At 40.6% G+C, this 26,681-nt stretch carries 29 protein-coding genes; 12 read left to right on the top strand and 17 right to left on the bottom strand.

What is annotated here, in order from left to right; genetic code table 11:
• Window positions 1-404 precede the first annotated feature (404 nt).
• The 5 genes from N523_RS0101895 to N523_RS0101875 form a co-directional block, all read right to left on the bottom strand.
• Window positions 405-773 (bottom strand): hypothetical protein, encoded by a 369-nt coding sequence (locus N523_RS0101895; RefSeq protein WP_028835737.1) that lies wholly within the window; start codon window positions 771-773, stop codon window positions 405-407.
• A 141-nt stretch (window positions 774-914) separates the two neighbouring features.
• Window positions 915-1,331 carry a VOC family protein gene (locus tag N523_RS0101890; RefSeq protein ID WP_017045395.1) on the bottom strand — a complete coding sequence of 139 codons (417 nt, stop codon included), beginning with the start codon at window positions 1,329-1,331 and terminating at the stop codon, window positions 915-917.
• 404 nt (window positions 1,332-1,735) lie between these two features.
• Window positions 1,736-2,098 carry a hypothetical protein gene (locus N523_RS0101885; RefSeq protein ID WP_231485746.1) on the bottom strand — a complete coding sequence of 121 codons (363 nt, stop codon included), beginning with the start codon at window positions 2,096-2,098 and terminating at the stop codon, window positions 1,736-1,738.
• A gap of 207 nt (window positions 2,099-2,305) precedes the next feature.
• Window positions 2,306-3,553 carry a DEAD/DEAH box helicase gene (locus N523_RS0101880; protein ID WP_028835735.1) on the bottom strand — a complete coding sequence of 416 codons (1,248 nt, stop codon included), beginning with the start codon at window positions 3,551-3,553 and terminating at the stop codon, window positions 2,306-2,308.
• 91 nt (window positions 3,554-3,644) lie between these two features.
• Complete coding sequence (locus N523_RS0101875) at window positions 3,645-4,349, bottom strand: DUF3581 domain-containing protein (protein WP_016900441.1); 705 nt, start codon at window positions 4,347-4,349, stop codon at window positions 3,645-3,647.
• 156 nt (window positions 4,350-4,505) lie between these two features.
• Between N523_RS0101875 and N523_RS0101870 the strand changes: the two genes are divergently transcribed.
• Both N523_RS0101870 and N523_RS0101865 read left to right on the top strand, forming a co-directional pair.
• Complete coding sequence (locus N523_RS0101870; protein ID WP_028835734.1) at window positions 4,506-4,901, top strand: hypothetical protein; 396 nt, start codon at window positions 4,506-4,508, stop codon at window positions 4,899-4,901.
• An 87-nt stretch (window positions 4,902-4,988) separates the two neighbouring features.
• Window positions 4,989-5,840 carry a CPBP family intramembrane glutamic endopeptidase gene (locus N523_RS0101865; RefSeq protein WP_028835733.1) on the top strand — a complete coding sequence of 284 codons (852 nt, stop codon included), beginning with the start codon at window positions 4,989-4,991 and terminating at the stop codon, window positions 5,838-5,840.
• Window positions 5,841-5,897: 57 nt separating this feature from the next.
• Here the strand turns inward: N523_RS0101865 and gltX are convergent, their stop codons facing one another.
• The 3 genes from gltX to proB all read right to left on the bottom strand — a co-directional run bounded on the left by gltX (window position 5,898) and on the right by proB (window position 9,002).
• Entirely contained in the window at window positions 5,898-7,382 is a 1,485-nt protein-coding gene (gene gltX / locus N523_RS0101860; protein WP_013465713.1) for a glutamate--tRNA ligase, read from the bottom strand.
• Between the two features lie 50 nt (window positions 7,383-7,432).
• A complete protein-coding gene (locus tag N523_RS0101855; RefSeq protein ID WP_008111110.1) occupies window positions 7,433-7,792 on the bottom strand; it encodes a glutaredoxin family protein in 360 nt (119 codons plus the stop codon).
• 106 nt (window positions 7,793-7,898) lie between these two features.
• On the bottom strand, window positions 7,899-9,002 hold the full coding sequence (gene proB, locus N523_RS0101850) for a glutamate 5-kinase (RefSeq protein ID WP_028835732.1): 1,104 nt from the start codon (window positions 9,000-9,002) through the stop codon (window positions 7,899-7,901).
• Window positions 9,003-9,133: 131 nt separating this feature from the next.
• On the opposite strand from proB, the gene N523_RS0101845 reads away from it, so the two are divergent.
• The gene (locus tag N523_RS0101845; protein WP_028835731.1) at window positions 9,134-10,093 is read left to right on the top strand and encodes a DMT family transporter; all 960 of its coding nucleotides are present in this window, start codon (window positions 9,134-9,136) and stop codon (window positions 10,091-10,093) included.
• On the opposite strand, the gene N523_RS0101840 is transcribed toward N523_RS0101845, so the two are convergent.
• From N523_RS0101840 to pdsO, 3 genes are read right to left on the bottom strand one after another with little or no spacing between them, the layout of a single operon-like run.
• The gene (locus N523_RS0101840; RefSeq protein ID WP_028835730.1) at window positions 9,988-10,593 is read right to left on the bottom strand and encodes a class GN sortase; all 606 of its coding nucleotides are present in this window, start codon (window positions 10,591-10,593) and stop codon (window positions 9,988-9,990) included. The two genes, N523_RS0101845 and N523_RS0101840, sit on opposite strands and share 106 nt — an antisense overlap.
• The gene (locus N523_RS0101835; protein ID WP_028835729.1) at window positions 10,590-12,590 is read right to left on the bottom strand and encodes a marine proteobacterial sortase target protein; all 2,001 of its coding nucleotides are present in this window, start codon (window positions 12,588-12,590) and stop codon (window positions 10,590-10,592) included. Before N523_RS0101835 ends, N523_RS0101840 begins: the two co-directional genes overlap by 4 nt.
• A gap of 25 nt (window positions 12,591-12,615) precedes the next feature.
• Complete coding sequence (gene pdsO / locus N523_RS0101830; RefSeq protein ID WP_016900447.1) at window positions 12,616-13,341, bottom strand: sortase-associated OmpA-like protein PdsO; 726 nt, start codon at window positions 13,339-13,341, stop codon at window positions 12,616-12,618.
• A 229-nt stretch (window positions 13,342-13,570) separates the two neighbouring features.
• Here pdsO and pdsR point away from each other — a divergent pair, with 229 nt between their 5' ends.
• The 3 genes from pdsR (at window position 13,571) to N523_RS19505 (ending at window position 16,683) form a co-directional block, all read left to right on the top strand.
• Entirely contained in the window at window positions 13,571-14,266 is a 696-nt protein-coding gene (gene pdsR / locus N523_RS0101820) for a proteobacterial dedicated sortase system response regulator (protein WP_028835728.1), read from the top strand.
• The gene (pdsS, locus tag N523_RS0101815; protein WP_028835727.1) at window positions 14,260-16,395 is read left to right on the top strand and encodes a proteobacterial dedicated sortase system histidine kinase; all 2,136 of its coding nucleotides are present in this window, start codon (window positions 14,260-14,262) and stop codon (window positions 16,393-16,395) included. Before pdsR ends, pdsS begins: the two co-directional genes overlap by 7 nt.
• A 132-nt stretch (window positions 16,396-16,527) precedes the next feature.
• A complete protein-coding gene (locus N523_RS19505) occupies window positions 16,528-16,683 on the top strand; it encodes a hypothetical protein (RefSeq protein ID WP_010387666.1) in 156 nt (51 codons plus the stop codon).
• A gap of 18 nt (window positions 16,684-16,701) precedes the next feature.
• On the opposite strand, the gene N523_RS0101805 is transcribed toward N523_RS19505, so the two are convergent.
• Entirely contained in the window at window positions 16,702-17,943 is a 1,242-nt protein-coding gene (locus N523_RS0101805) for a multifunctional CCA addition/repair protein (protein ID WP_028835726.1), read from the bottom strand.
• A 143-nt stretch (window positions 17,944-18,086) separates the two neighbouring features.
• Here N523_RS0101805 and N523_RS0101795 point away from each other — a divergent pair, with 143 nt between their 5' ends.
• Complete coding sequence (locus N523_RS0101795) at window positions 18,087-18,305, top strand: hypothetical protein (RefSeq protein ID WP_024602373.1); 219 nt, start codon at window positions 18,087-18,089, stop codon at window positions 18,303-18,305.
• Between the two features lie 5 nt (window positions 18,306-18,310).
• On the opposite strand, the gene N523_RS0101790 is transcribed toward N523_RS0101795, so the two are convergent.
• From N523_RS0101790 to N523_RS0101770, 5 genes are read right to left on the bottom strand one after another with little or no spacing between them, the layout of a single operon-like run.
• Entirely contained in the window at window positions 18,311-19,462 is a 1,152-nt protein-coding gene (locus tag N523_RS0101790) for a murein transglycosylase domain-containing protein (protein ID WP_028835725.1), read from the bottom strand.
• A 26-nt stretch (window positions 19,463-19,488) separates the two neighbouring features.
• A complete protein-coding gene (locus N523_RS0101785) occupies window positions 19,489-19,989 on the bottom strand; it encodes a DUF1543 domain-containing protein (protein ID WP_028835724.1) in 501 nt (166 codons plus the stop codon).
• A gap of 24 nt (window positions 19,990-20,013) precedes the next feature.
• Window positions 20,014-21,363 carry a sigma 54-interacting transcriptional regulator gene (locus N523_RS0101780; protein WP_013465725.1) on the bottom strand — a complete coding sequence of 450 codons (1,350 nt, stop codon included), beginning with the start codon at window positions 21,361-21,363 and terminating at the stop codon, window positions 20,014-20,016.
• 2 nt (window positions 21,364-21,365) lie between these two features.
• Window positions 21,366-21,899, bottom strand: coding sequence for a hypothetical protein (locus N523_RS0101775; protein ID WP_028835723.1), 534 nt, complete (start codon window positions 21,897-21,899; stop codon window positions 21,366-21,368).
• 1 nt (window position 21,900) lies between these two features.
• The gene (locus N523_RS0101770; protein ID WP_028835722.1) at window positions 21,901-23,355 is read right to left on the bottom strand and encodes a HAMP domain-containing sensor histidine kinase; all 1,455 of its coding nucleotides are present in this window, start codon (window positions 23,353-23,355) and stop codon (window positions 21,901-21,903) included.
• A 296-nt stretch (window positions 23,356-23,651) separates the two neighbouring features.
• On the opposite strand from N523_RS0101770, the gene N523_RS0101765 reads away from it, so the two are divergent.
• The 5 genes from N523_RS0101765 to N523_RS0101745 all read left to right on the top strand — a co-directional run bounded on the left by N523_RS0101765 (window position 23,652) and on the right by N523_RS0101745 (window position 26,660).
• A complete protein-coding gene (locus N523_RS0101765; protein WP_028835721.1) occupies window positions 23,652-23,885 on the top strand; it encodes a cag pathogenicity island protein Cag25 in 234 nt (77 codons plus the stop codon).
• A gap of 12 nt (window positions 23,886-23,897) precedes the next feature.
• Window positions 23,898-24,125, top strand: a complete 228-nt coding sequence (locus tag N523_RS0101760) for a hypothetical protein (protein WP_024602367.1) — start codon at window positions 23,898-23,900, stop codon at window positions 24,123-24,125.
• A 156-nt stretch (window positions 24,126-24,281) separates the two neighbouring features.
• Window positions 24,282-24,518 (top strand): EF-hand domain-containing protein, encoded by a 237-nt coding sequence (locus tag N523_RS0101755; protein WP_016900452.1) that lies wholly within the window; start codon window positions 24,282-24,284, stop codon window positions 24,516-24,518.
• 8 nt (window positions 24,519-24,526) lie between these two features.
• Window positions 24,527-24,763, top strand: a complete 237-nt coding sequence (locus N523_RS0101750; RefSeq protein ID WP_028835720.1) for a calcium-binding protein — start codon at window positions 24,527-24,529, stop codon at window positions 24,761-24,763.
• A gap of 208 nt (window positions 24,764-24,971) precedes the next feature.
• Entirely contained in the window at window positions 24,972-26,660 is a 1,689-nt protein-coding gene (locus N523_RS0101745; RefSeq protein ID WP_028835719.1) for an amidohydrolase, read from the top strand.
• Window positions 26,661-26,681: the final 21 nt, after the last annotated feature.

Genomic DNA, 26,681 nt, shown 5'->3' with positions numbered 1-26,681 from the left:
CGCATGATAAACGAATTAGAGTTAGTGCATGGGATCAAGCATCGGGTGTGGCACAACCACCGACGGCGTTAGGATGGCAATGCAGCTAACGCTGCATTGAACCACGAACATAGACTGAAGACAGGTGCCACGACGAACTAAGTAAGGTCTGCTCTGTTACTAGAAATAGTAATAATCAACGAATATCAGCAAGATAACCGACGACATTACTTGCTTCATCCTATGTATTAACTCGCTCTAATTCGAGCAGAAGTAATTATGGCTTAAAAAGTTAGGCAAGGGTCAGTGCGTTTAACTTGACAGTGGGAGTCATACCAGACGCCCGATTAACGGGTAAAAAATTGTGGGCTAAAATTGAGCGAAGCGAATAGCCCGCAAGTTTTTTATCCCTGTTTAATTGCTTGTTATAGCGCTTTACGCACATCACGTAACTCTTGATCTGAAAGTGGCCCATATACGTCCAAACACAACCATGAAAAATTAGAACCAGCTTGTTCACTAGCCATTTTCATAGCTTTAGTTTCTGAACTCGTATAGCCACCTTCAGTTTTTTCAACGAAATGAATGAGTAAATTAGGCTTAAATATATAATCTGTCCAAGTCTTATAATGACCAATTACATTTTTATATAACTCAATTAATTGTTCGTAATCACCAGCCATAGTTCTAGGGTGGCTTAGCGCTTCAGTAGAAAACACTTCATCAGTAGTTACACCTACAATTCTGGCTTCAACTCTATCTTTGTAAAGCTTGATATAGATAAATTTTCTCATAACTCGACTTGCGCTATAACAACGCCCGCTTAAGGGGCAGACAACGCTACTACCAACTTACCGCATAACACCGTAATCACCGAAACCAATGCATACTAAAAATGCCGCGCGTTGGCTGTCCCTCTTGAAGCGTTTGTTATGCTATCTTTTTGCCATTGGATGGCTTGGATTCAATTGAAGAAGATCCCACAAGTTTCCATACAAGTCTTCAAACACTGCTACCGTTCCATAGTCTTCTTCTGTTGGCTCGCGAACGAAGTTAATACCAATCGATTTCATACGCTTAAAGTCACGCCAGAAATCATCAGTATTTAGGAACAGGAATACTCGACCGCCTGCTTGATTCCCAATGAAATCATGCTGCTCTGGCTTCGAGGCTCTGGCAAGTAACAACGTAACACCATGAGAATTTGGTGGAGCCACAACCACCCAACGTTTGTCTTGTTCAGGTTGATGAGTATCTTCAATAAGTTCAAATTTGAGTTTGTTTACATAAAAATCAATGGCTTCATCATAATCTTTTACAACTAAAGCAATATGGACAATGTTCTGTTTCATAGCATTCCTTATTGAAGATTTCGACTGGTAGCATAACAATTTAATAGTGCGCTCATCGCGCATATTTCTGCCGACTCCACGCTCATTTGTCTACTATATATAGTTTTAACAAATAACCTAAGGTATTACTATCACTAAGTTTTCTAAAACTTTAAAGAAAAGTTAAATAGAACAATATGCGCGCATCGCTCATTTTCATGAATATATGCGCAAAGAACAGTTTAACAAATCAATTAACGACGATATTTAGCCAATATCAATGACCGCTTCTCGCTCATAGCTGCTTGTCAGGTGAAATCTAAACTAATTCTCCTCAGCTGTACGATCAGATATGAGCTACTACAACTTTATGGCTTGCCTTTTTATTTTTATAATGTAATTCGCCGGTCAATTTATTTTTAAATTTATATTTTATTACTGTGTTTATCGTGGATTGTTTTTTTTAGCTGTTTCTTAATTAAGGTTTGTTCGCAATACAATGCAACAAAAACCCCAATAAAACTCGAAAAGATCACAATAAGCCAATAGTAAATACTATTAAAAGTGACCACCCCTGAAATAGACAGATACAAATTGAATGGAACCACAAAAATTAAAAATCCTAAGACTTTGATAAACTCCCTAAATAGCTGAGAGTCCATTTTGGCTGAGTTTATATGGGCATTAATAGTTTCGTCTGACACATTGCCTAGCTCAGCGTATTCCTTTTTCAACCAATTGAGATAATTCAATGTCACTTCCTTTTTTATATTTTTCGCTTCAATCACCTGATTTCATTCTCGACAAAATAATTACACTTTATTGATTACATGTAAATAACACAATGACTTAACACTTAAGCTGTGTGCTAAAAAGAACTAACAGGGAGAGGTAGTGAATTAAGAAGATGCAACAAACCACGGCGCTAAATTTAACGCCGTGTTGGGCTCTTTTTTACTGATAGCTGATAGCTGATAGCTGAAAACTGAACGCTTTTATTTACGTCTTCTATTTGGGGCTCTTTGACCTGTAATACGTTTTTTATCACGATCTTTACGCGCTTTGTTAGTATTTTTGCGGTTATCTTTAGGTGGCTTATTTAAATCAGGTTCATAACCTTCAAGCCATTGTGGTGTTAAGCGTGTATCAAGCAGTACTTCAATTTCTTCAAGCAGCCATTGCTCATCTACGCTCACTAAAGACATTGCAAGGCCTTGCTCGCCAGCTCGTCCTGTACGGCCAATACGGTGAACATAATCTTCAGCTATGTATGGCAATTCAAAGTTAATTACGTATTTAAGTGCCGGTATGTCTATACCGCGCGCCGCTACATCGGTGGCTACTAATACACGCGTACTGCCTTCTTTGAAGTTATGGAGAGCTCGGTCGCGAGCACCTTGTGATTTATCACCATGAATAGATTCGGTTTTTAAACCATCTTTACACATTTCTTTGGCAAGTTTATCGGCCATTTGTTTAGTGCGGGTGAATATAAGTACTTGGCGCCAGTTTTTCATACCAATCATGTGCGATACCAGTTCGCGCTTTCTGTCTTCATCTACTGCGTAAATGACTTGTTCAACCTCTACAGCAGCAGAGTTGCGCTTATCAACTTCAATAAGCTCAGGGTCTTTGAGCAATTTTTTACTTAGCTCAAAAACACTGTCATCAAAGGTCGCGGAAAACAGTAAGGTTTGACGATCGCCTGGGATGTGACGCAGTATTCGTCTAATTTCGTCAATAAAACCCATATCAAGCATACGGTCTGCTTCATCAAATACTAAAGAGTCCACGCTTGAAAGCACCACACTGCCCTTCACTATGTGATCAAGTAAGCGCCCTGGCGTTGCCACTATTACTTGCGCTGTTTTAAGTGCTTTGATTTGTGGACCAATACTTGCGCCACCATAAGCAAGTGCACCTTTTATATCTGTACCTTGTGCGTATTTTTCAAAGCTTGCAAATACTTGCTGAGCAAGCTCCCTAGTGGGCGTTAAAATAACCACACGAGCAATGCCTGGTTCGTCTTTTTTAGCGGAATTTAAAAGCTTATGTAATAGCGGCAAAACAAAAGCGGCAGTTTTACCGGTGCCAGTTTGAGCGCTGCCCATAACGTCTTTGCCCGCTAAAATTGGCGGTATCGTTTTGTGCTGAATGGCGGTAGGCGTAGTGTAATTATTTTGCTCTATTGCCGTTAATAGTAACGGGTCTAGGGCTAGTGATGAGAACGATGTGGCAGACATAAGCTTGGCTTTAAAATAACAAAGAACGCTATTATACCTGAGCTTTAGTAATAAAAAAGGCGCTAAATAGCGCCTATATAAAATGAAGTATTTAAGCTGGTTTTAATGTGGCTTTACGTTCATTATAAAATGCAATTAAATCATCTACGGTGCTTTGACAGTATTCACGAATACCCGATACCACCATGTGTTTTTCACCAAAACCCACCTTTTCGCCGTTTTCGAGTAAATTAAAGCGCAAGGTTATTTTGCCGCGTTTACCAGCGTATTCAAAGCTAGGCTCTGCAAACTCAAGGGTGGGTGATTTAATATCAATGTTATTAAGGTTTATTATCATTGATTCATAAATAATCATAGGCCGCGCAGGATTTATCATTACCTCTTGCTTGCCCATTAAAGGAATAATTACATGCGGGAACGCAGCACCTGAGAACTCAACATAATTTTTTATTAAACTGTTTGTAAGTGTTGGGCATTTACTGGTTTTACCGTCGCGTTTAACCTTTAAAATTACTTTTTCGCCATGGTTTACATCAAACTCTTCTCCAGGTTGTTCTGGAAAATTTAGCTTGGTATTTTCATCAACCATACCGGCAAAGGTAAACTCCATTCGCTCACTAATGCCATAGCGGTCTAACACTAGAGAAAAAAGTAAGTCTCCTGGTGCGCAAAACTTTTTAGCGTCTTTATCATGAAGCGGGTTGTAGTCGTCGGCTACACATTTAGCAAAGCGACAACCTTGCTCACGAGAAATTGAAACATAATCAGCATGCTGCTGATAGTAAGGACTTAACATAGTGTGTTCACTGCTTAAACTGCTTATAACCTAGCTATACTACCAGAAAAAAAATCTTGAGAGGTCGAATCTGTTTAATAAAGGCGAAAAATGATAATTTGCAACTCGCTAATTAACTAAGTAAATTAGGCAAATACGAGTTTAAGGGATTAACTAATGAAGTATTTTTCTTTATTAATATGCGCGGTTTCATTATTAACTGGCTGTAATAACATTACTTACACAACCAATATCGACGACGAGGTTTTATCAGAACACGTTTCAAGCCACATTAAAAAACGTGGTCTAGAGCAATTTTACAGTGTTCAGGACGCTCTCGATAGAGGTGCAAGCCCCCTTGGTGGAATAAAAGGCGAAAGCTGCGATGTATCAGATGATACGCGAACATCCTCAATTAGCTATAACCGTTTGAAATCACAAGCTATAGAATCCCTTAAAAACGATGTGCTTTATTTAGGTGGCAATGCATTTACACTGGAGCAATGCCAATCAGTATCCCGCTACAATTGTGATTTAGCCGTTATTTGTACCGGACAAGCCTATAATTATTAATAGCTCAAAATTATCTAATTGAGACTATAACGCTATGTGATTCGTTTTCTCTCATTTCCCCTATCAAACAACAAGCAGTATTTGCCAATGACTTTTTACTTTTTAGCTGCCGCTATTTTATGTGTTTTCCCGCAGTGTAAACTCACTGTATTTCGCCAACCATTATGGCGATACTTATTGCTGCTAAGTATTATTAGCGCCTATTATCAAGAATATATAAATTTAAACGCGGTTGCTGTTATAGCTGTTTATGTGGGATTGTTTCACTTTACGCTATTGGCAACCTCAGCGTTAAAACGTAATGTTCTAACGTCTTTATTTATAACAGCCTCACTCGGGTTGGCCTTACATTGGTTTGCGGGTTTTAATAACCTGCCAATTGTTGTTAATGAACAAATCACCAGTAACGCAATTGCATTTACCTTGTATGCTAATTTTGATAAAGCATTAGCGGGTTTAATGCTGGCCGCTTATGTTTTTGAAAAAAATAAAACGGCAAAGCCAGTAACTTTCGGCTACCCTGCTTTAATCATAATTATCACTATTTTAGCGGCGCTCATAACTGCTTTAACGTTAAACCTTGTTGAATTTGCACCAAAAGTACCTGAATTTTGGTTGTTATTTATAGCTATCAATCTACTTTTTACCTGCGTTGCAGAAGAGGCATTATTTAGGGGAGTGATACAAACTAAGCTTTCAAAACTAATAACCCCGAGCAGGTTTGCACTGCTCGCACCGGCTATCAGTACTTGTGTATTTTCACTGGCACACTTTTCAGCGGGTACTCATTATATGCTCGTGGCGGCCGTAGCAGGTTTTGGTTATGGCTATATTTACTATAAAACAAGCCGATTAGAATGGGCTATTTTATGTCATTGGCTCGTTAATGTGTTTCATTTTTTCTTATTTACTTACCCTATGCTGGCAACTCCATCTTAGAATTACAGGCACAAAAAAGCCGCTTAAATTAAGCGGCTTTTGAATCTGTATAAGCGATTATGCACTTGGATAATCGCGGTATGCGCGCTCAATCTTTTTAGCCTGCTTTTTAGAAATACCTAAATGAGCCAACGCAACACGTAAACGTGCACGCGATAGGTCAGACCCTAAAATCTCCATTGCATCTAATACCGAAGTTGATGATGTTTTGCCGGTAATAGCCACAAATATAGGCTCTAAGAAGTCTTTAATTTTAAGCTCGTGGAAGGTGGCTACTTCTTTTGCAATTGCAAAAATAGCAGGCTTTTCAAAGCTACGTAAGCCTTCTAGCTGCCATACAAAAAATTGTAATGCTTGGCGAATAACATCTTCGTCAGCTTTACCGGCTGTTAATAGCGCTGGATCGTAAGTCGGGATGCCGCCTACAAAGTGCCCTGCTAAATCAACCATGTCAGAGAGCGTATTTATACGCGTTTTAGCTTCTGGTAATACTTTAGCCAGCATGTCGCCATTAAATTTCCAGTCAACAAAACGCTGCATTAGCTCTGCATCAGTTAGGTTTTCGCGGATCCACATACCGTTTAACCAGCTTAACTTGTCTACGTCGAATACTGGGCCACCAAGTGATACACGCTTCATGTCAAAGTGCTCAATCATCTCATTAAGGGTGAACTTTTCACGCTCATCAGGCATTGACCAACCCATACGGCCTAAGTAGTTAAGTACCGCTTCTGGTAAGTAACCCATTTCTTTATAGTAATTAATAGACGTTGGGTTTTTACGCTTAGACAGTTTTGATTTATCTGGATTACGCAGTAATGGTAAGTGACCTAGTACGGGTGCTTCCCAACCAAAATCTTCATACAGTTTTAATAGCTTAGGCGCTGAGTTTATCCACTCTTCACCACGGAAAATGTGGCTAATTTGCATATGGTGATCATCCACCACGTTAGCTAAAAAGTAAGTTGGAAAACCATCCGCTTTTAATAGCACTTGCATGTCAACGTTTTCCCACGGGATCTCAATTTCACCGCGTAGGTAGTCGTTAAATTTAAACGTGCCTTCGCTTGGGATTTTCATACGAATAACGTAAGGCTTACCCGCTGCTAAGTTTGCTTTAATTTCGTCTTCGCTATGGTTTAAGCCACGACCATCGTATTTAGGACGCAGACCTTCGGCCATTTGCTCTTCACGCATTTGGTCCAGCTCTTCGCTGGTTGCGAAACAATAAAATGCTTTGCCGTCTTCAACTAACTGATGGGCGTATTTTTTATATAAATCACTGCGCTCAGATTGACGGTATGGACCAAACTCACCACCTACATCAGGACCATGATCCCACTCAAGGCCTAACCAGCGTAAGCTATCCATGATGGCTTGTTCAGATTCAGGTGTGCTGCGAACTTGGTCAGTATCTTCAATACGAAGTACAAATTCACCGCCTTGCTGTTTAGCAAAACAGTAGTTAAATAAGGCAATATAAGCGGTGCCAAGATGCGGGTCACCAGTTGGCGACGGAGCAACACGGGTACGAATTGTCATGGTAATGTCTCTTTTAATAAGTGAGATGGTATGAAATACCAATAAATATTTTAAGCGGCTACTTTGTTTAAGTAAGCAATAATATCGTTTGATTCATAAAGCCATTTTACTTGGCCATCTTGCTCAATACGTAAACAAGGTACTTTAACTTTTCCGCCTTGCTCTAATAGCTCTTGGCGGTATTGCTCATCATTTTTTGCATCGCGTGTTTCAATTTTTAAGCCTTCACGCTTAATTGAACGGCGCACTTTTACACAAAAAGGGCATGCTTTGAATTGATAGAGCTTAAATTGTGCGGTTTGCTGATCAAGCTTAGTTTGCTCTTGCGGATCACGTTTTTTGCTACGCGGCGTAAAAACAAAATTAAAAAATAAGATGATACAACCTAAAACCCAGCGAACTAATTTCATCTTCAATACTCTTTACAACAAATTTAAGGTGCAAGATTTTAACACAAAAAAGCGCAACACTATAAGCGGATTATACGTTGCGCTATATCGTTAAAAAAGTGCTTAATTACAACACCACCATATCATCTCTGTGTAGTACTTCCACGCCGCTGTCGTAATCAAGTAATTGGCTGATTTGATTAGAGTGTGCGCCTTTTATTTTATCGATTTCAAGATGGCTAAAGCGCGTTAACCCGCGTGCAATAATTTGCTGGTTTACATCAATTAAGTTAATTAAATCTCCACGTTCAAATTCACCTATTGCACGCGTAATGCCTTTAGCAAGTAAACTGGCGCCCTTAGATTGCAATGCATGCACCGCACCGGCATCAATTAAAATTTGGCCGCTACTTTTAGGCCCTGCTAATAACCATTTTTTTCGGCCATCTTTAGGGGCGGTAAGTTTTAAAAAACGGGTGCCTGGCAGTTGCTCGCTCATGCATTTTAAAATTACATTTTCATCCGCGCCTTTGGCAATAATCACCTCAACCCCAGCTCTTCTGGCAATATCGGCTGCCTGTAGTTTGGTTGCCATACCCCCTGTGCCTAGGTTTGTACCACTGCCACCCGCAAGTTGGCGTAACTCATCATTAATATGAGTAACTTCGTAAATCAAGGTGGCGTTAATGTCAGTGCGCGGATCGCTGGTAAATAACCCTTGTTGATCGGTCAGCAATAGTAATTTATCGGCATTGGCCAAAATAGCCACTAATGCCGATAAGTTATCGTTGTCACCTACTTTTATTTCACTGGTAGCAACCGCGTCGTTTTCATTGATGATCGGCACAACATCATAATTTAATAAGGCATTGAGAGTATCGCGGGCATTTAAATAACGCTCTCTGTCGTCAACATCGGCGCGCGTTAGTAGCATTTGCCCCACGTTAACACCATACAACGCAAATAAACTTTGCCAAATATGAATGAGCTGCCCCTGTCCAATGGCGGCCAACATTTGTTTGTCTATTAATGTGCGCCCACAGGGTTTTAATAACTGTTCGCGACCGGCCGCAACCGCACCACTAGAAACTAAAATAACCTGGTGACCTTGCTTTTTTAGCTCACAGCATTGGCGAACCAGTTCTACCATGTGTGCTTTGTCTAACTTATCGGTACCGCCAGTGAGTACGCTTGTACCTAGCTTTACAACTACGACCTGATCCCTTTGCATGTTTTTTACTTAGCGCAATAAATGATGAATTTATTTATACCAGTTCGGTATTTTTGAACAAGTAAAAAATATTCAATCACACCGTCGCCGTGCTAGGATCGCACTATATTCAACCGATTAAATTACACCTTATGCCTGCCAGTTTATGTTTAATTATTGCCACCTTTTTATGGGGTAGCTCCTTTATTGCACTTAAATACGCGATTGCGATTTATGATCCGGCCTTGGTGATATTTTTACGTATGCTCACCACTTTACTGATTTCGTTATGTTTGTGGCGTTACGTAATTCGTTTTGAATATTTAAAAGGCGATTGGAAGTATTTATTAGGTATGTCGCTGGCAGAGCCTTGCTTGTACTTTTTATTTGAAGGCCACGCAATGGAGTACACCTCAGCCTCTCAGGCGGGGGTTATTGTGTCTTGCTTACCTATTATTGTGGCGTTATTAGCCTTTTTTATGCTCAAAGAATACATTAGTAAAGCTATTGTGGTGGGTTTTACACTGTGCATTGGCGGCAGTATTTTATTGACCTTGCTCTCACCCAGTTCAAGCCAAGCACCAAACCCGTTACTGGGTAACTTTTTAGAATTAATGGCCATGGTGTGCGCGGCATTTTATACCGTGTGTATAAAGCATTTAGCTAACCGCTACTCCCCACTCACATTGATTGCTCTGCAAGGTGTGAGTGGTAGTTTGTTTTTTGCTCCGTTTTTATTATTTATTGACCTTCCCAGCGAAAACCAACACGATTTAACCGCACTAATGAGCATTTTGTACTTAGGCTCTTGTGTCACTTTGGGTGGGTACGGCATGTACAACTACGCGATTAGTAAAGTGTCGGTGTTAACCGCAGCGGCTTACTCTAATTTAATTCCAATTTTCACTTTAATTTTGTCAGCCATTATTCTTAACGAAGTACTGACACTTGGCCAGTGGATCAGCATATTTGTGGTGTTTATAGGCGTAATGATAAGCCAACGCCATCAAGAACTAGTGGTCGATATTCCTAACGCCACCTCGGGTGAGGATATTTCAGCCGACACTAGCCACCTTAAATCGGTCCCCGAGGCCAGCGAATCAAAAGGGTAACAGGTCAGTAAATACAGCCCTGCTTGATGCAAAAAATCGGTGTTGTACTGATTAATCACCTCAACATGTGTCACTGAATAATGCTGCACTTTGCCATTTTGTAATTGCAGAGAAAATTGCTCCCCCACTTTAGCGTTTTTTAAAAACGCAAAGTGGGTATCGTTGTGCCCGGCAATAAGTGCTCCTTGCGAATTACCAAAATCAGCCCCACCCAATTCCCCCGCAGCTAAAAAATGACTCGGCGCAAACGCTAAATTTCTACCACTTGCGCCATCGAGCACGGTTAGTCGTTTATTATGCTTTGGCCATATTATTTGTGCCACTGGGTAACTATCAGCATAAAACCACGGCTTAATTTTTTTATTGGGTGATTTAAGGGCTGTTTGCCATGCTTGCTCTATTAACACTTGTGCAAGCCATGCCTTTGCCTGCATATATGCACCATGGCCAAATAAGGTCAGTCCTAAGGCTAGTAAACCTATGCTCAACCACTTTTTCATTTACAGCGCCTTACTAACAACAGGCCACCTAGTAGCATTAAAGCTCCAAACACAATATGCATTTTGCTTTGCCCATCAGTTTGCGGCAAGCGCATACTCATTCCTTGCGGCATTGAATTAGCCACTTGTGTAGTTTGTTTGGCAACTTCTTTAATGGTGCTCTCTTCTATGGCAATAAACGCAGTAAATGGGCTAAGTAACTGATGCTCAAGCGCAAGTTGCTGCACTTGCTGTTTTACTTCACTTTGTTGGTTGTATAGCAATAATGACTTTATTTTTTGACGTGCCCAAAGCTTATCAATTCCTGTGGCTTTTGAGCTTGCTTGCGAATTAAGCTTAACCTTAAACTCCCCATGCGTTGTTTGCCCAGTAAAAGTAATTGTATCGGTATTATCTAATTTAATAGCCACCATAATAGGCTCAGCAAAATACAGATCCGGTAATGGGGAGGGCCAAAAATCTAAGCTGTCTCCATTTGTATTTGTTAACGCTAAATTAGTCATCGCCGGGTGAGCGAGTTTATCAAACAACTGCTGCATTTTTGGCTGCACATCAAAGGTGCTACCAATAAAGGTATAAGACCCCTTACCTATATCAGCAGCGCGGCGCATAAAAAAGCGATTAGGTGCGCTACCAATGCCGACGGTAAATAAGCGGCTGTCACCTAAAGTGCGCGCAATACTTTTAAATAACTCATCTTCGTTACTCACGCTACCATCGGTTAAAAACACCACTTGGCGTACAAAACCCTCAAACTGCGCACCATTAAGTACGGCATCAAGCGCACCTTGAATTTCAGTACCACCGTCGGCTTGCAAGTTATAAATAAAACGCCTTGCACGGCGTAAATTAAAGTCACTAGCAACCAAAGGGGTATCACTCATGGCAGTAACCTGATTATTAAAGCCAATAATATTAAAGCTATCATCACTATCAAGTAACGAGAGTGCGTAAAACAATGCTTTTTTAGCTTGCTCCATAGACTGCCCATGCATAGAGCCCGAGGTATCAACCACAAACACCATCTCACGCGGTAAACGCTGAGATTGAGTAAAGCTATCGCTTGGCGGCATTAACATCGCTAACGCAAACTGCTCACCATTTTTTGCTTGCTGAGTAAAAAGTGCGGCTTGAGCTTGCGCTTTTTGTAGTGGCTTAAACTCCAGTACAAAATCTTTATTTATTGCTTGCTGTGGTTTTAGCACAATGCTGTATTGCCCAAACGCAGAGTTTTCAATATTTACCTGATGGTACTTAGCGTTTATATCAACCAATTCTAAGCCTATATCCATGTTAATTGTTAAGCTTAAATCGCTGGCATTAGCTGCCTCATTGGTTTGCTTTGTATAAATAGGGCTTAACCATCCTTGTGGAGTAAACGAAGATGTATGATCACTTTTTACCGTACGCTTATCTTGCTCTTCGTTCAGTTTCCCTGTTGTTGCATGATAGCGTGGCGTTATTGTGGTTGGAAAATGAATCGCAAAGGTTCCATGCTGGTAATCAATAATCTCTTGATATTCAAGCGTTATAACAATCTCTTCACCAGGCCCTATATTCGCTACATTTGTAATAAACATATTTGCACGCTGCTGACGAACCAAAGAGGCCTGTTTCCCTGCTTGCTTGGCAGCTTGATACTGTTTTTCTGCTTGGTGTTTTTTTGCTATTTTACCGTGAATCACTCGCTCGCCAATGCGCATGGTCATTGCTTGCACGGCGCTTTCATCGGGTAAAGGAAATACATAACGTGCATTTACGGCAAAAGGGTTTTCATTTATGTAGTGCTGCGTTACTACAACATGATTAATTAGCCCTGTTAGAGTCATTTTTGCATCGCTTTTTAAAATAACCCCAGGATTAACCGCCACTCCTTGGCTATCAAACAAGGATAGTTTTGGCGACTGTGCATGGCTTTTAAAGCTGGCTAAAAGCACGATAATAATAAAAATAAAAAGGCTTACCTTGGTAAGCACTTTGGTGGGTTTACTCAACATAAATCACTCCATCGAACGCACGTTGTTAATTGCTTGCTGTTTGATTACTTGACTGATTTAGCGCACGGGTAGTGAGAGTAACGCGTCTATCAAAAAAGTTATCTTCAAGGGTGTTACTGTTTGCTATGCTTTGCTGCTCGCCAAATGCTTGTGCGCTTAAACGTGTATGGCTAACCCCCTGTTTAATTAAGTAACTTTGTACGGCGTTTACTCTGGCTTTTGAAAGTAATAAGTTTGCTTGCTCTTCACCACGCTGATCGGCAAAGCCACTCAAATCAAGCGCGAGTTGCGGTTGGCTTTTTAATAACGCAACTAATTGATCAAGCTGCTTGGCAAAATGAGGAGCAATATCGCTAGAGCCTGTTTTAAATTGCACTGTCATCGCCAATAAATTATTAAGCTGTGATTGCGTTAGTTGCTCATTTTGCTGAGCCAGTAGCTCAAGTTGCGCTTCTAAGTGGCTGTTATGATTAAGAACATGTTGGTAGTCGTTGGTTTTCTCTGCCATAACTGTTAAAGCTTGTTGCTGCTCGGCAATAGTTTGCTCAGCCACCTTGGCATCGCCAATTAAGCCACCAGCAAATGCACCTACAAACGCGCCAATAGGCCCACCAACAACGCCACCGATAATGGCACCTGTGCTTAGGCCGACTATGGTTTCCTTTTTTGCTTCTTTCGATGGAGTATCCGCGGCAAAAGCAGGAGCGCAAAAAGTACTAACGAGTGTGAGTGCGATTAATGTTTTCTTCATGATTTATTCCTTACTATTGGTAATGGGTTGGCAAGCTATTGGTTGGCACTTGCGTTGTATCTATAATTTCAATAGTTGTATTAAAACAGCATGAAGTGGCAACAAAGGGGATCAAAAATGGCAAACTGCTGAGCAATTGTGGCAAAAAAATGGCAATTGTGTTTTTAACCGTACTTAGCGCAAAAACTTCGCTATAGTGCGCCTAAGTCAATATGAGTAATTAATAAAAATGAAGAAAATAGCCATCATTGAAGATGAAACCGCAATCCGCGAAAACTACATAGAAATGCTGAGCGCTCAAGGCTATCAGGTGAGTGGTTATGAAAACCGCCCTCAAGCAGAAGCGGCCTTTAAAGAAGCGCTTCCCGATTTAGCCATTGTTGATATTGGTTTAGGCCATGAAATAGATGGCGGCTTTTTACTGTGCCAAACACTGCGTTCACTGTCTAAAACCTTACCGATTATTTTTTTAACCGCTCGCGACAGCGAAATAGACACCGTATGTGGCCTGCGCATGGGCGCCGACGACTACTTAACCAAAGACATTAGCTTAGCCCATTTAGCTGCGCGTATTGGCGCGCTATTTCGCCGTATGGAAGCATTAGAGCAACCCGCCGATGCTAACGCACTGATAACACGCGGCCAACTAACACTCGACACGCAACGTATGCAGGTGCTTTGGCAACACCAATTAGTTGATTTAACCGTGACTGAATTTTGGATGCTGCATTCACTCGCTCAGCGACCAGGGCACGTTAAAAGCCGTAACGATTTAATGAGTGATGCTAAAATTTATGTAGATGACAGCACCATTACCTCGCATGTAAAACGTATTCGTAAAAAGTTTATAGCACTCGATAGCCAGTTTGACTGTATAGATACCGTGTATGGCATGGGCTATAGGTGGGAGCAACCCACATGCTGAGATTTGGCCTACGCAGTAAATTTATCCTACTTTCGTGCTTTTTGTTTTTGTTGCCATGGCTTGGCTACGAATATGTATGGGAAATGGAAAAGTTTTTACGCCAAGGCCAAGAAAAAACGTTGGTAGGCACTACACGCGCACTGGCCACGGCCCTGCATGAACGCCCCGCTTTATTTGACGAACAAACCAACTTTTTAGATCAGGTGGTAAAAGGTCGCGATCTCTATGCTTATAATTTAAAAAGCCCGATTCAACTCGATGGCAAACTCAACGACTGGGACGCTTATCAATCGCTGTTTTGGCTTTATGATAAACGCTACTTACAAACAGCCAATGATAACCATCAACTGAGCAACTTATCATTTGAGCATATGGTAGGTAAGTTTGATAATTACTTATATGCTGTATTTAAAGTCACAGATGACACTGTAATTTACCGTGCTAAAAACAGCCTCAGCATTACAAATAACGATTACATAAAAATTGGCCTAAAAAATCCTGATGGACAATTTAATACTTATATTATTGCTCCGCGCCAAGATGGCTGGGTCAACGCATTTGATGCCTACAGTAAAATGCCTTTTACTAAAATTCAGGGCTTTTTTAAACAAACTGAAACAGGTTACAACCTTGAGCTGCGCTTTCCTTTGAGTATGCTTGGCAATAAACTGGGGTTTGCCATTGCCGATGTTGATAGTAAACAACCAAACCAAACACCTAATATCATGTCTACATCCAACTTAAATAACCCAAATGATTTAGGCTCAGTACTGGTGCCCTCCCCTGAGATAAACCGTATATTAAAAGGCATGGGCCACAGCGGCAGTCGCATTTGGGTGGTCGATAATCATCACCGTGTTTTAGCGCAATCGGGCAGTATTCAAAATGCCGATGGCGTATGGGCTGATGGGCTAAAAAATCAAGCGCCAAAAACCGCATGGCAACGCTTTGAACAAACCTATTTGCATCCTTTGTACTATAAAATTTTAACCCGTCCCGAAGATGAGTTTATAGACACCCTGCACGATGTCGCCTCAATGCAAGGTACTCATTTAGCCAAAGCACTGAAAGGCCAACCCGCATCGTCGTGGCGACTCACCCCCGACAATAAAGCGGTGATTTTATCGGCCGCGTATCCTATTTGGATTGAGGATAAGATTATTGGCGCAGTTATAGCCGAAGAAACCACCAATGGCGTGCGCACACTGCGTAATAAATCGCTGGAAAAACTGTTTAATGTGATTTTAGCGGTCATGTTAATTGGCACAGTCACTTTGTTCTTTTTTGCTTCGCGTATATCAAGTCGTATTAGGCGACTACGCGATACAGCAGAGCAAGCCATTGATGCCCAAGGGCGGGTAACAGGCCATATAAATTACAGCGATGCCAATGACGAAATAGGCGATTTATCGCGTAGCTTTTCAAATATAGTGAGCCGCCTTGGAGGGTATACCGATTATTTAGAAAATATGTCGTCGCGCTTATCTCACGAGCTGCGCACGCCGGTTGCGGTTGTCCGTTCATCACTTGAGAACTTACAAAGCTTGCAGCAAAGTGAACTGAGTCAAAAATACCTTGAGCGTGCCAGTGAAGGAGTTGAGCGTTTAGGTAAAATAATTACCACTATGAGTGAAGCAACCCGACTTGAGCAAAGCATTCAAAGTAATGAGCCAGAGCCGTTTGATTTACAAAAAGTAATTAGTGGCTGTATGCAGGGCTACCAACTTACTTATCCTAACCAGTTATTTACACTCAACATTTGCCAATGCACACTGCCAATGCAAGGTGCCCCTGAATTTATAGCCCAACTGCTCGATAAGCTAATAAATAATGCCTTGGAATTTAGTGAAGCCAACACCGCGATTGAAGTCAGCCTTGTAAAACACGATAGCAAAGCTGTTTTAACCGTAGGCAATACCGGCTCTTTGCTCCCTGAGGGGCTTACTGAACATATTTTTGATTCTATGGTATCGGTGCGCAGCCAACAAATGCAGCAACAACCGCATTTAGGTTTAGGACTTTATATTGTCAGGCTGGTGTGTGATTACCATAACGGCACAGTAACAGCACACAATAATGAGCAAGGCAATGGAGTGGTGTTTACCGTGAACCTGCCTTTAAATAATTAAACAAAAAGCGGTTTAATTATAAACCGCTTTATTTTAAAGCTTTGCAGTTACAATTTAATTCACACTCAAGTGTAACGATTCACTTTTAATTCATTCGCTCAGTCTTAGTCTACTCACCTAGGAGGAGTCAAAATGAAAGAGTTACTAGAACCCGAAGAAATAGAGTTTATTCTCGATTTATATCGTCCTAATGCAGCCAATAACCATGCTCAACAGGGCGCGACTAAAAAACACAAGGTAAGTAATAAACAAGCCATGCAAGCTGAGGCTTTAGCTCGTAGTGCTTAACTACACAAACCTTACAAGTTAGCCATTAAGCTGTAAAAACGCTTTAATACAGTCTATTTCTGCCTGCTTGACCGTTTCGCCTATTTCAGGGCCTTTTTTACCGCTTTTAAGTGCATGTTGCACAATTTGTTTTTTATCCATTTTTTGTAGTTCATTGTGAATTGCACGTAATTTAGCGGCTTGTGGATAAGGCTTATCTACCAGCGTTTCGCCTCGCCCTTGTGCATCACACTGGCACGCTTGAGTAAATGCAATAAAACGCTCTGGGTGCACTAATGCATTTAAATTAGTGACGATTAATTTATGAATGGTTTGCGGCCTTAATTGTTCAAGCGTGTGGCAAAGCGTATGGTTATCACTGGTAAGCACGCCGATATCGCGAAAGCGATTAGGTACTTTTAGCCGTTCACAAAAGGCCTCAACCACCGCAACCCCTTCACGTTCATGGCCGCGTAAATTCCCCTGTTTTTTGTAACTGAGCGCTTTACCAAAATCATGAGTTAAAGCAGCAAACCGGGTTTCTAGGTTAAAGCCTAAATCGGCTGCTCGCCTAAGGACTAACATAGTATGGACGAACACATCGCCCTCGGGATGATGATTTGCCGGCTGTGGGGTGTTTTTCATCTGTTCTATTTCAGGAAAAATACCTAAGCCATCTAATGCTTGAAAATAAAGCTCTGGGTGTTTTTCACCAAGCGCTTTTTCTGTTTCAAGCCATACTCGCTCTGGCACTAAATGTTCCAGTTCGCCTTTATTTTTAAGCTCATGCATTAATGCAGTAGTACTTGGATGAATAGACCAATCACTACCATAACGGGCTAAAAAACGGGCAATACGTAATACCCGAACCGGGTCTTCTACAAATGCGTGTGTGGTGTGGCGCAGTATTTTATTTTTTAAATCATCTTGACCATTAAACGGGTCAATAACAGTGCCGTTTTCGTCTAGCGCCATAGAGTTTATGCTTAAATCTCGGCGTGCTAAGTCTTCTTCAAGCGTAACATTGGGGCTCGCATCCACTACAAAGCCGGTATAACCTTTACCACTTTTACGCTCAGTGCGCCCTAGTGCATATTCTTCTTTAGTGTGTGGGTGTAAGTAAACGGGAAAATCGCTGCCAATGGGTAAAAAGCCAAGCGCTTCCATAACCTCTGGCGTTTCACCAATAACAACGTAATCGTTATCTTTTGATTGTATGTTTAACAGTTTATCTCGTACTGCTCCGCCAACTAGGTAAACTTGCTTTAAGCTTTGTTGCACTTTATCCCCAACCACTACTTTTAAGGTTTTCTTTGATGTTAATCATACCTAATCGCAATTTAAAAATCAGTGTTGTTTGCCAAGCTTTAGTAAGCTCATTACAATAGTGCATTATTTTTTTATACCTCAACTCATCTTAACTAATGAAAAAACACTCAGCAAAAAAAGAACTTAGGTTACTGCCCATCCTTTTGATCGTTATTATTATGTGTGTTGCGGGGCATTTTTTGCTGCAAGCTAATTTTCAAGACAGTCATTTGGTCGAATACCTATTAGCCGCGATTCCATTTGCTATGTTTGGCTTAGTGATAGTGGCCTTTAAAATGGCCGCTAAAAGTGAACAACAAGAAAGTGATGAGTAAATAAGTTACTGATAGTTTTTTTCTGCTTTAGTGACTTTATATAAATAGCGTCTTGATTCCGAACGTGAGTGCTTAGTGGTGAGAATGTTATAAAACTGGCTTGAAGTAAGCTGATTTATTTGTGAAAACGCCACACTTCTATTTTTATTAAATATACGCAATACATTACCCGCCCCACCGTTATAAGACGAGATCATTGCAAAGTGTTTACTTTTATCGGTATTAATTTTATGTAAGTAATTATTTTTTAAAATACTTAAATACGCGCTGCCAATATCAATATTATGTTTTGGATTAAACAACACCGCTTTGGTTGGCTGCCCAGGTACTTTTTTAATTTTTTGATACACATCCCTCCCTGCAGTTGCGGGGATCACTTGCATTAATCCATATGCGTTTGATGAGCTCACCGCATGTGGATTAAAGCTACTTTCGGTTTCAATAATGGCATAAATAAGCGCTGCCGATATTTGATATTTTTTTGCAGCCGCCAGCACATAATCACTGTACTTTTGCTTTCTTAAATGGGTGTTTTGCTCCACTAAATCAAAGCTAACCGACGAAATAAGATGCCCATATTGTCGTTGCTTTTTTAAGTTATTATTTACTAAATAACGCGCAAACCGGTTCGCTCGCCAAATGTATTTTATTGGTAACTTATCTTGGTCGAGTACTTGTTGATATAAAAACGGTTCGCCTTCTAATATGGGGGCCTCGCTGGTAAAAATATCGGTTTTATCGGGGTCGCTGGAGGTCAGTAGGGTCATAACAATGGCCTGCTGTAACAAGCTTATTGTATTTTTTAACGCGATGGTTTCTACTTTTACAGTGCCTTGCTCAAAATCAATAATGGCACGAGCTTGGTAATCATTACTGTATTTGACGTATTTTTTTGCACTAGGCTGTTGCGTATTTTGCTTACCCCACTTGCGCCCAACAACGCTTTCTAATGCGGCTAAAAGCTGTTTTACGCTACCAACCTGTGCTTTAATAGAGCGCTGTGTTTTTTGTGCTTGCTTGTGAATTGCAACCACATTGGTAGGGTCGTTTTTTACTTGCTTTACCAGTTTATTTAAATCAACAACGGGCGGTAAACCCGACAGTGATTTACAGCCACTTAAGCCAACTAGCAAAAGTATAAACGCATACTTTTTCACACAATATCCAAACAAATGCTTAGCAACTATAATACATGATAACCAAACCAGTCAGGTTTAATTGGTTGTGCTTGGCCGCTTGGGGTTAGCTTAATATTAAGCTGACTATCGAGTAAATCAATCGCAAAGCAGTCATCAACATCATATAAATCATCTTTATGAAGATGACTCAGCCCTCCTAATAAGTCATTTTTAGCGCGTTGTTTCGCTTCTTCACTACTACTGGCAACATACAAAGCAAAGTCGTGTTGCTCTGCCATTGAGTCGCTTCTGTAAGCACCTAAGTTAACAAAATAAAGTTGCTTATTTTGCTCTACATAACTATCAACCACCTCGATTTTATAACCATCAATGTGATTAACCGCCATGTAGCTATCCATGTGTACACTGTTTTTATCACCCACCCATTGGCTTTTTAGTTTGGTATAGGTTTGCTCAATATTTTGGCCTACCACAAAACGTACGTCGTGCATTTCTATGTGACAACCTTGAATGCGTCCACCTAAATACACCATGAATAACTGCATGCTAACTTCCTTTTAAAAACCAAATTAAATTAAACTATCTACGTCAATCTCATGCTTTTTAATCAACTTATAAAAATCAGAACGATTACGCTTGGCAAGCTTGGCGCCTTCTGCCACATTGCCTCCTGCCATTTTCAGGGTATTAATTACATAGTCTCGTTCAAACTCTTTTTTAGCTTCATTAAGTGATAATGGCTCAACGTTGCTTTCATTACTGTTTAGGGCACTAAGCACTAAATGTTCAGATATAACCTCACTAGGAGTCAACGCAACCACTTGCTCCACTACATTTTGTAATTGACGTATATTCCCTGGCCAATCATACCTTACTAGGGCATGCATGGCATCGTTTGCAAAGCGCTTTTCTTTTTGCTCCATACGCTTTGCGATGTTGGCACTAAAAAAGTTGGCTAATAAGCTAATATCTTCACGGCGTTCACACAGCGGGGGCAGCTTTAAGTTTACGACGTTTAACCGGTAGTATAAATCTTCTCTAAACTGTTGATTACTAATCGCTTCAGGCAGGTTTTTGTGGGTTGCAGAAACAATTCGCACATTAATAGGAATTTCTTCTTGAAAGCCCACTGGGCGAATGGTTTTTTCTTGCAGCACACGCAACAACTTAACTTGTAAATTAAGCGGCATATCACCAATCTCATCTAAAAATAAGGTACCGCCTTGCGCTTGCTGAAATAAGCCTTGGTGATCTTTTACAGCTCCTGTAAATGCCCCTTTTTTGTGACCAAATAGCTCTGATTCTAATAGCTCACCAGGCACTGCCCCACAGTTTATTGCCACAAATGGACCATCACTAACATGGCTATGCTGATGAATCGCCTGCGCAAGCAGCTCTTTACCGGTACCGCTGGCACCAGAAATAAGCACGTTAACTTGTGTAGGCCCTAATAGTTTCACTTGCTCCAACAAATGCAGCATAGCGCCACTGCGGGTGACAATATTACTTTGCGGGGCGACTTCATCATTATTAACCCCATGTATCTCAATGGCTTTAGCTAGGCTGTCAAACAGCTCATCTTTATCAACGGGTTTTGTGATAAAGGCAAAAATACCTTGCTTGGTGGCCTCTACCGCATCAGGGATAGATCCATGAGCCGTCATCATAATAACAGGCAACGCAGGGTAGCGGTTTTGCAATTGTCGGTGCAGCGCCATGCCGTCCATTTCATCCATTCTTAAATCGGTGATCACCGCATCAAACACTTGGTTTTTAAGTAGTTGTAATGCGTTCATACCACTATCACAGGTCGTTACTTCATAACCCTTTGATTGAATTCGAATCGCCAGTAATTGCAGCAAGCTGGCATCATCATCAACGAGTAAAACTTTAGCACTTGATGGAAGTGTGACTGACATAGTTACTGCTCCTTGGTTTCTTCACGTAGTAAAAGTTGCTGTTCAATTGCGGCTAATGACGACAAGGTTTTTTGCATTTTGGCGTTCAATGCTTGCTGTTGTTTTTTTGCATCTATTTGCATTAATACGTGCTGTTTTTGCAGCCATAAATAGTGCTTTATATCATCGGGCCAATAGTACGCCTGATCCAGCTTAAGTAATTGACTCATCACAGTATTGGGGTCACTACTAAGCTTTAAACATGCTGTACTAAAAAACGCTTTCAGTGCTTGCTCCCCTAAGTAGGTTTCATTGCTAGGCGCTAATTTAAAACCACCGCACTGATTGGCATGCCAAGCAATAACTTGCGCTGCAGAGGGATATATTGGCTCTGATTTTGGCCGAGGTTTGGGATTTGGCTGATTCGTTTTGCTACCTGGCTGAGAGGGTACATTTAATGCTGATTCCCCCTGTGTTTGAGTGTTTGTTATTTCACACCCAGATAAAAAAACAAGACTGCTGGTTAGCCATACAATAGCCATTAAACGCGCAGACATATTATTTAACTCCTTTATTTTTATAGGGGATGACAATGTTAAATCGACAGCCTTGCGGCTCATTATGCTCAATTTTTAGTTGCCCATGTAACTGTTCAACTGACTCTTTGACTATAGTAAGGCCTAAACCACTGCCTTGTAAGCTAATCTCTTTGGTATGTTTACCTTGATAAAACGCCCCAAAAACATGATCTCTTTCATGCTCTTTAATGCCACAACCCTCATCTGCTACTTGCATATTTAGGCCGTTATTTTCTAGACTTAAGCTAATAGTAACGACTTGGTTTGGCTGAGAAAACTTTAAGCCATTGGAAATTAACTGAATTAAAATCATTTCAATTAACTCCCGTGGCAAACTAAGAGAAATATTAGGTAAACTATTGTGCCAAATAAGCGATTGTTCTCGCGCATTTAAGCGGTGCTCAAAGTGGTTATTTACCTTTTTTATTAGCTGATTAAATTCCACTTCACTGACGTTGTCTTTACTGGTGCGAATGGCGTTATAACTCAATAAACTGTCTATCATAGTACGTAGCCTCACCATCGATTGACTGATCAGCCCAAGTACCGCTTTTTGCTCGTTATTGATGGGGCCAACGATTTCATCGGCTAGTAATTCAGTGCCCTCAACCATAGAAGCCAAAGGGGTTTTTAATTCGTGAGTAACGTGGCGTAAAAATGTATCTTTTTGTTGTTCTAACATATGCAGCTGCGCTTGCACCCACTGCAACTTGTTACCTAACTCTATGAGTTCAGCTGATCCCTGCACCGATATTTTTTGCTGCCAATCTCCTTGGCCTAATTTATCAATCACTGAGGTTAAGCTTTTTAAGCGCCCGCTTATGCGCCACAAAAAACCGCCGCCAACAAGCAGCGTTAAAGGCGTAAGTGCAATCAACCAGTTTATAAAGGAAGCTTGTAAATTTGTGAGCTTAATTTGGTTTTGAGTGATTTTGGCTTCATTTTCCTCACGTAACCACAATGTTAGCTCCGCTAATATTTCGCTGATTGGCACAAATAACTCAGCTTGTTGACGCGCTTCAACCACAAGTTGAGTATGCGCCGTTTGCAAAGTATCCGTTAGCCGTTGCCATTGGTGTGTATTTGCTTGGTTATTTGAAAGCTGTTTTAGCTCATTGATGTTTTGCAATGATGATTGCCATTTATCTACGATTAGCTTATCGAGTGAGTCGCTCTTTAATACCCAGTTTTGTCTTGTTGCCCTTTCTAAACTATTAAGCTCTTGCTTAAGCAGATTAAACGACTTAGTTACTTGGTAATTATTACTCACAATTTGCTGAGTGACCGCTAATTGCTTATTTAATACATTTAAAAACACAATAACCACTATAGATAAGGGCAACAGCGACAACAGCATGCTCATTACAAATTGGCCAATTAAATTGGGGCGCCAATTTATCAATGCTTTATATTTTTCAGCCATGACTGCGGGCATACAAAAGTCCTTTGCTATTTTTAAACGTTCTATTATTAAGCGCTCAACTTATACACTCGCTGAACCATCAAGGATAAAAACCCCTGCTGTCTCTAAATAGCGACAAGTTAAGCAATTGATTTAAAAAATTTTAAACGCTTATAACTGCAAAATTGTTGCATAAAACACACAGTTACTTGTAAAAATTACGCACCAACCATCACAAAAAAACATAACTCACTGATTATTAATAAAAATAAATATTGGCATCATTTTTGTTACGAGAACATTAATATTAATCTAAAAAGAGCCAAGGAATGTTCAAAAACAATTTACAGAACGCTGCACTTATCGGTTTGTGCCTAACCAGTACTCATTTGTTCGCCCTTGATGTAGATGCTGAATTTAATCGTTTAGACAAAGACAGTAATGGCGCATTGAGTGAAGCTGAAGCAGGTGAAGATGCTTTATTACATGAGAACTTTGCACAGATAGACACCGATGAAAACGGGCTCATATCTCTAAACGAATTTAAGCTGTTTATAAAATAAAGGAGTACATTCATGAAACAACTAATTGGTGCTTTTTCGCTCCTATTTTTAGCTATTAGTGCCACCGCACTGGCATCGCCATTAAATGTACGTTTTATGCATTTAGATAAAAATATGGATGACCAAATATCGCTTGTTGAGGCAAAGCAAGATAAACAATTACTTAAGCAGTTTGCCGATTTAGACAAAGATAATAACGAGATGATTTCTAAAAAAGAATTCCAAAACTTTAAACCTTAAGTTTAGATTCAAGTTTAATCTATTAGTATAGAGTTAAAAGCACTTGCCATAATCCCTGAGGGAGTGTGTAAACGGATTTAATGTTGGGATTTAAATTATGGCAAGTGCTTTATTTCATTACTGCCAGCAATTAAAATATGCCTTGGAACGCCAACCATGAAAATACAGCTTCTCCTTATTGGTGCTTTACTATTTGTTAGCCATAGTGCATGTGCACTTGATGTAAAGCAACGCTTTGAACATCTAGACACCAACAACGACGGGTATTTAACCCATAGCGAGCTTGCTGCTCAGCCTCAGCTATTAAACTCATTTTCAAATTGGGATGAAAATCAAGACAACAGAATTTCTTTAACTGAGTTTAAAAACTATTTAACCACCAATTTGTACTGAGTATTTAGATGAAACCTATCCGCCATATTATTTTACTAACGCTTACTATTGTTAGCTGCATGAGCTTTGCGACAAATAGCTATATTGCCTCAGAATTTGAAAAACTTGACCGTAATCAAGATGGTTTTTTAACTCGTTCGGAAACTGCCAGTGATCCTGCTTTATGGTCACGCTTTGGCAGCTACGACCGTGACAAAGACGCACAATTGTCATTAAGCGAATATAGTTTGTACGCCAGTAAATAAATAGCTCCCTCAAATAAAGCCTAGTTAATTAGGCTTTATTTGAGAAGATTAAACAAATTCTTTCCTGTTAACACGCAGCCTATCCTACCCTGAATTTGCTTGCTCTAGCTAAAAGCTGGGCTTATTCGACTATTAATAAATTATGCTATTGGTATTCTAAATTTGAGTTTGCTACTGTGATAGTACAAATAATAACAACATACCTCTTATGCGACTCAATAAATTAATTAAACCGGTATTACTAGCAAGCCTCTGCGCCTTATCTAGTGTGGCAATTGCACAAACGAAAGTAATATATAATGCCAATGGCTACACCCCTTTATACAAAGGAAAAATGCGCCACGGCGAAGTAAATACATTTACAACCTTAGTCATAAAAGATGGCAAAGTTGTAAAAACAGGTCCTGACAGCTTAAAAAATAGCTTCCCGGGCGCAACCCTAATTGACGCCAATGGAAAAACCTTATTACCAGGGCTAATTGATGCCCACGGACACGTAATTGGCCTGGGTGCAAACTTGTCACAGCTGGATGTGCGCGGCGCAAAATCGGTAGATGAAATAACCGCTAAGCTCAACGAATTTGCCAAAGGCAAAGAAGGTTGGATTATTGGTCGGGGCTGGAACCAAGAGCTATGGTCCGACACGCGTTTCCCTACCGCTGCTGATTTAGACAAAGTCGTCAGCGACCGCCCTGTTATTTTATCGCGAGTAGATAGCCATGCTATTTGGGTTAATTCAAAAGCACTAGAACTTGCCAATATTAATGCTGACACACCAGCCCCAGTAGGTGGAGAAATTATAAAAGATGAGTTTGGCAAACCAACCGGTATTTTTATAGATAAAGCAGAAACCTTGGTTACTCAACATATGCCTGCAACATCTGCGCAATCGGTTAGCAATGCATTAGATGCCGCAGGTAAACATTTATTAAGCTTAGGCATTACCTCAACCCACGATGCAGGTATTGATAAAACCACGTGGCAAGTTTATAAACAGCGCGCTGAGTTAGGTACATTACCGCTTAGAATTGTAGCGATGTTAAGTGCAGCAAGCCCAGATTTAAACATGATGCTTAAAGCGGGTCGGTATCAAGATGCTCAAGATTTTTTATCTATTCGCAGTGTAAAAATTTATGCTGATGGAGCCTTAGGGTCACGCGGTGCCGCGCTTATTGAAGAATACGCAGACAGAGCAAACCACTTTGGCCTAATGCTTGAAACCCAACAAAAGCTAGAACAATTATTTACACTCACTTTTAAAAGCGGGTTTAGTGCAAATACCCACGCCATTGGCGATAGAGCAAATAAAATTGTGCTCGATGCCTATCAAAATGTATTTAAGCAAACCGGTGGTATACTACTGCGTAATCGCATGGAGCATGCACAAATAGTTTCGCCAGAGGATATACCGCGCTTTAAAACCCTGAAAATAATTCCATCAATGCAACCTGTGCATGCTACATCTGACATGCATATGGCAGAGCAGCGTTTAACCGATAAACAACTCCAAGGCGCATACGCTTGGCAAACATTCTTAGAGCAGGGGTCGACTATTGCAGCGGGTTCTGATTACCCTGTCGAGCTAGCGAACCCGTTTGATGGCTTATATTCTGCAATTACACGTATGGATCATAATCAATTGCCTGAAAACGGTTGGCGCGCCAGTGAAGTGTTAAGCAGAGAAGATGCATTGCGTGCGTTTACCCTTGGCGGCGCGTATGCAGCGCATCAAGAGTTTAAGCTAGGGAGTTTAGAGCAAGGTAAATGGGCTGACTTTATACTGGTTGATCAAGACTACTTTAAAGTCCCCATTGAGCAGCTATACAAAACTCAGGTGCTGCAAACGTGGATTGCGGGTACGTTACGCTACGAAAAAGATGCCACAAAAGCGGAGTAATTAAAAACAAAAAAGGGTTAA

The sequence above is a fragment of the Pseudoalteromonas sp. 23_GOM-1509m genome (genome assembly GCF_000518425.1).
Classification (GTDB): Bacteria; Pseudomonadota; Gammaproteobacteria; order Enterobacterales; family Alteromonadaceae; genus Pseudoalteromonas; species Pseudoalteromonas tetraodonis.
This window is presented reverse-complemented; position numbering and strand designations above follow the sequence as displayed.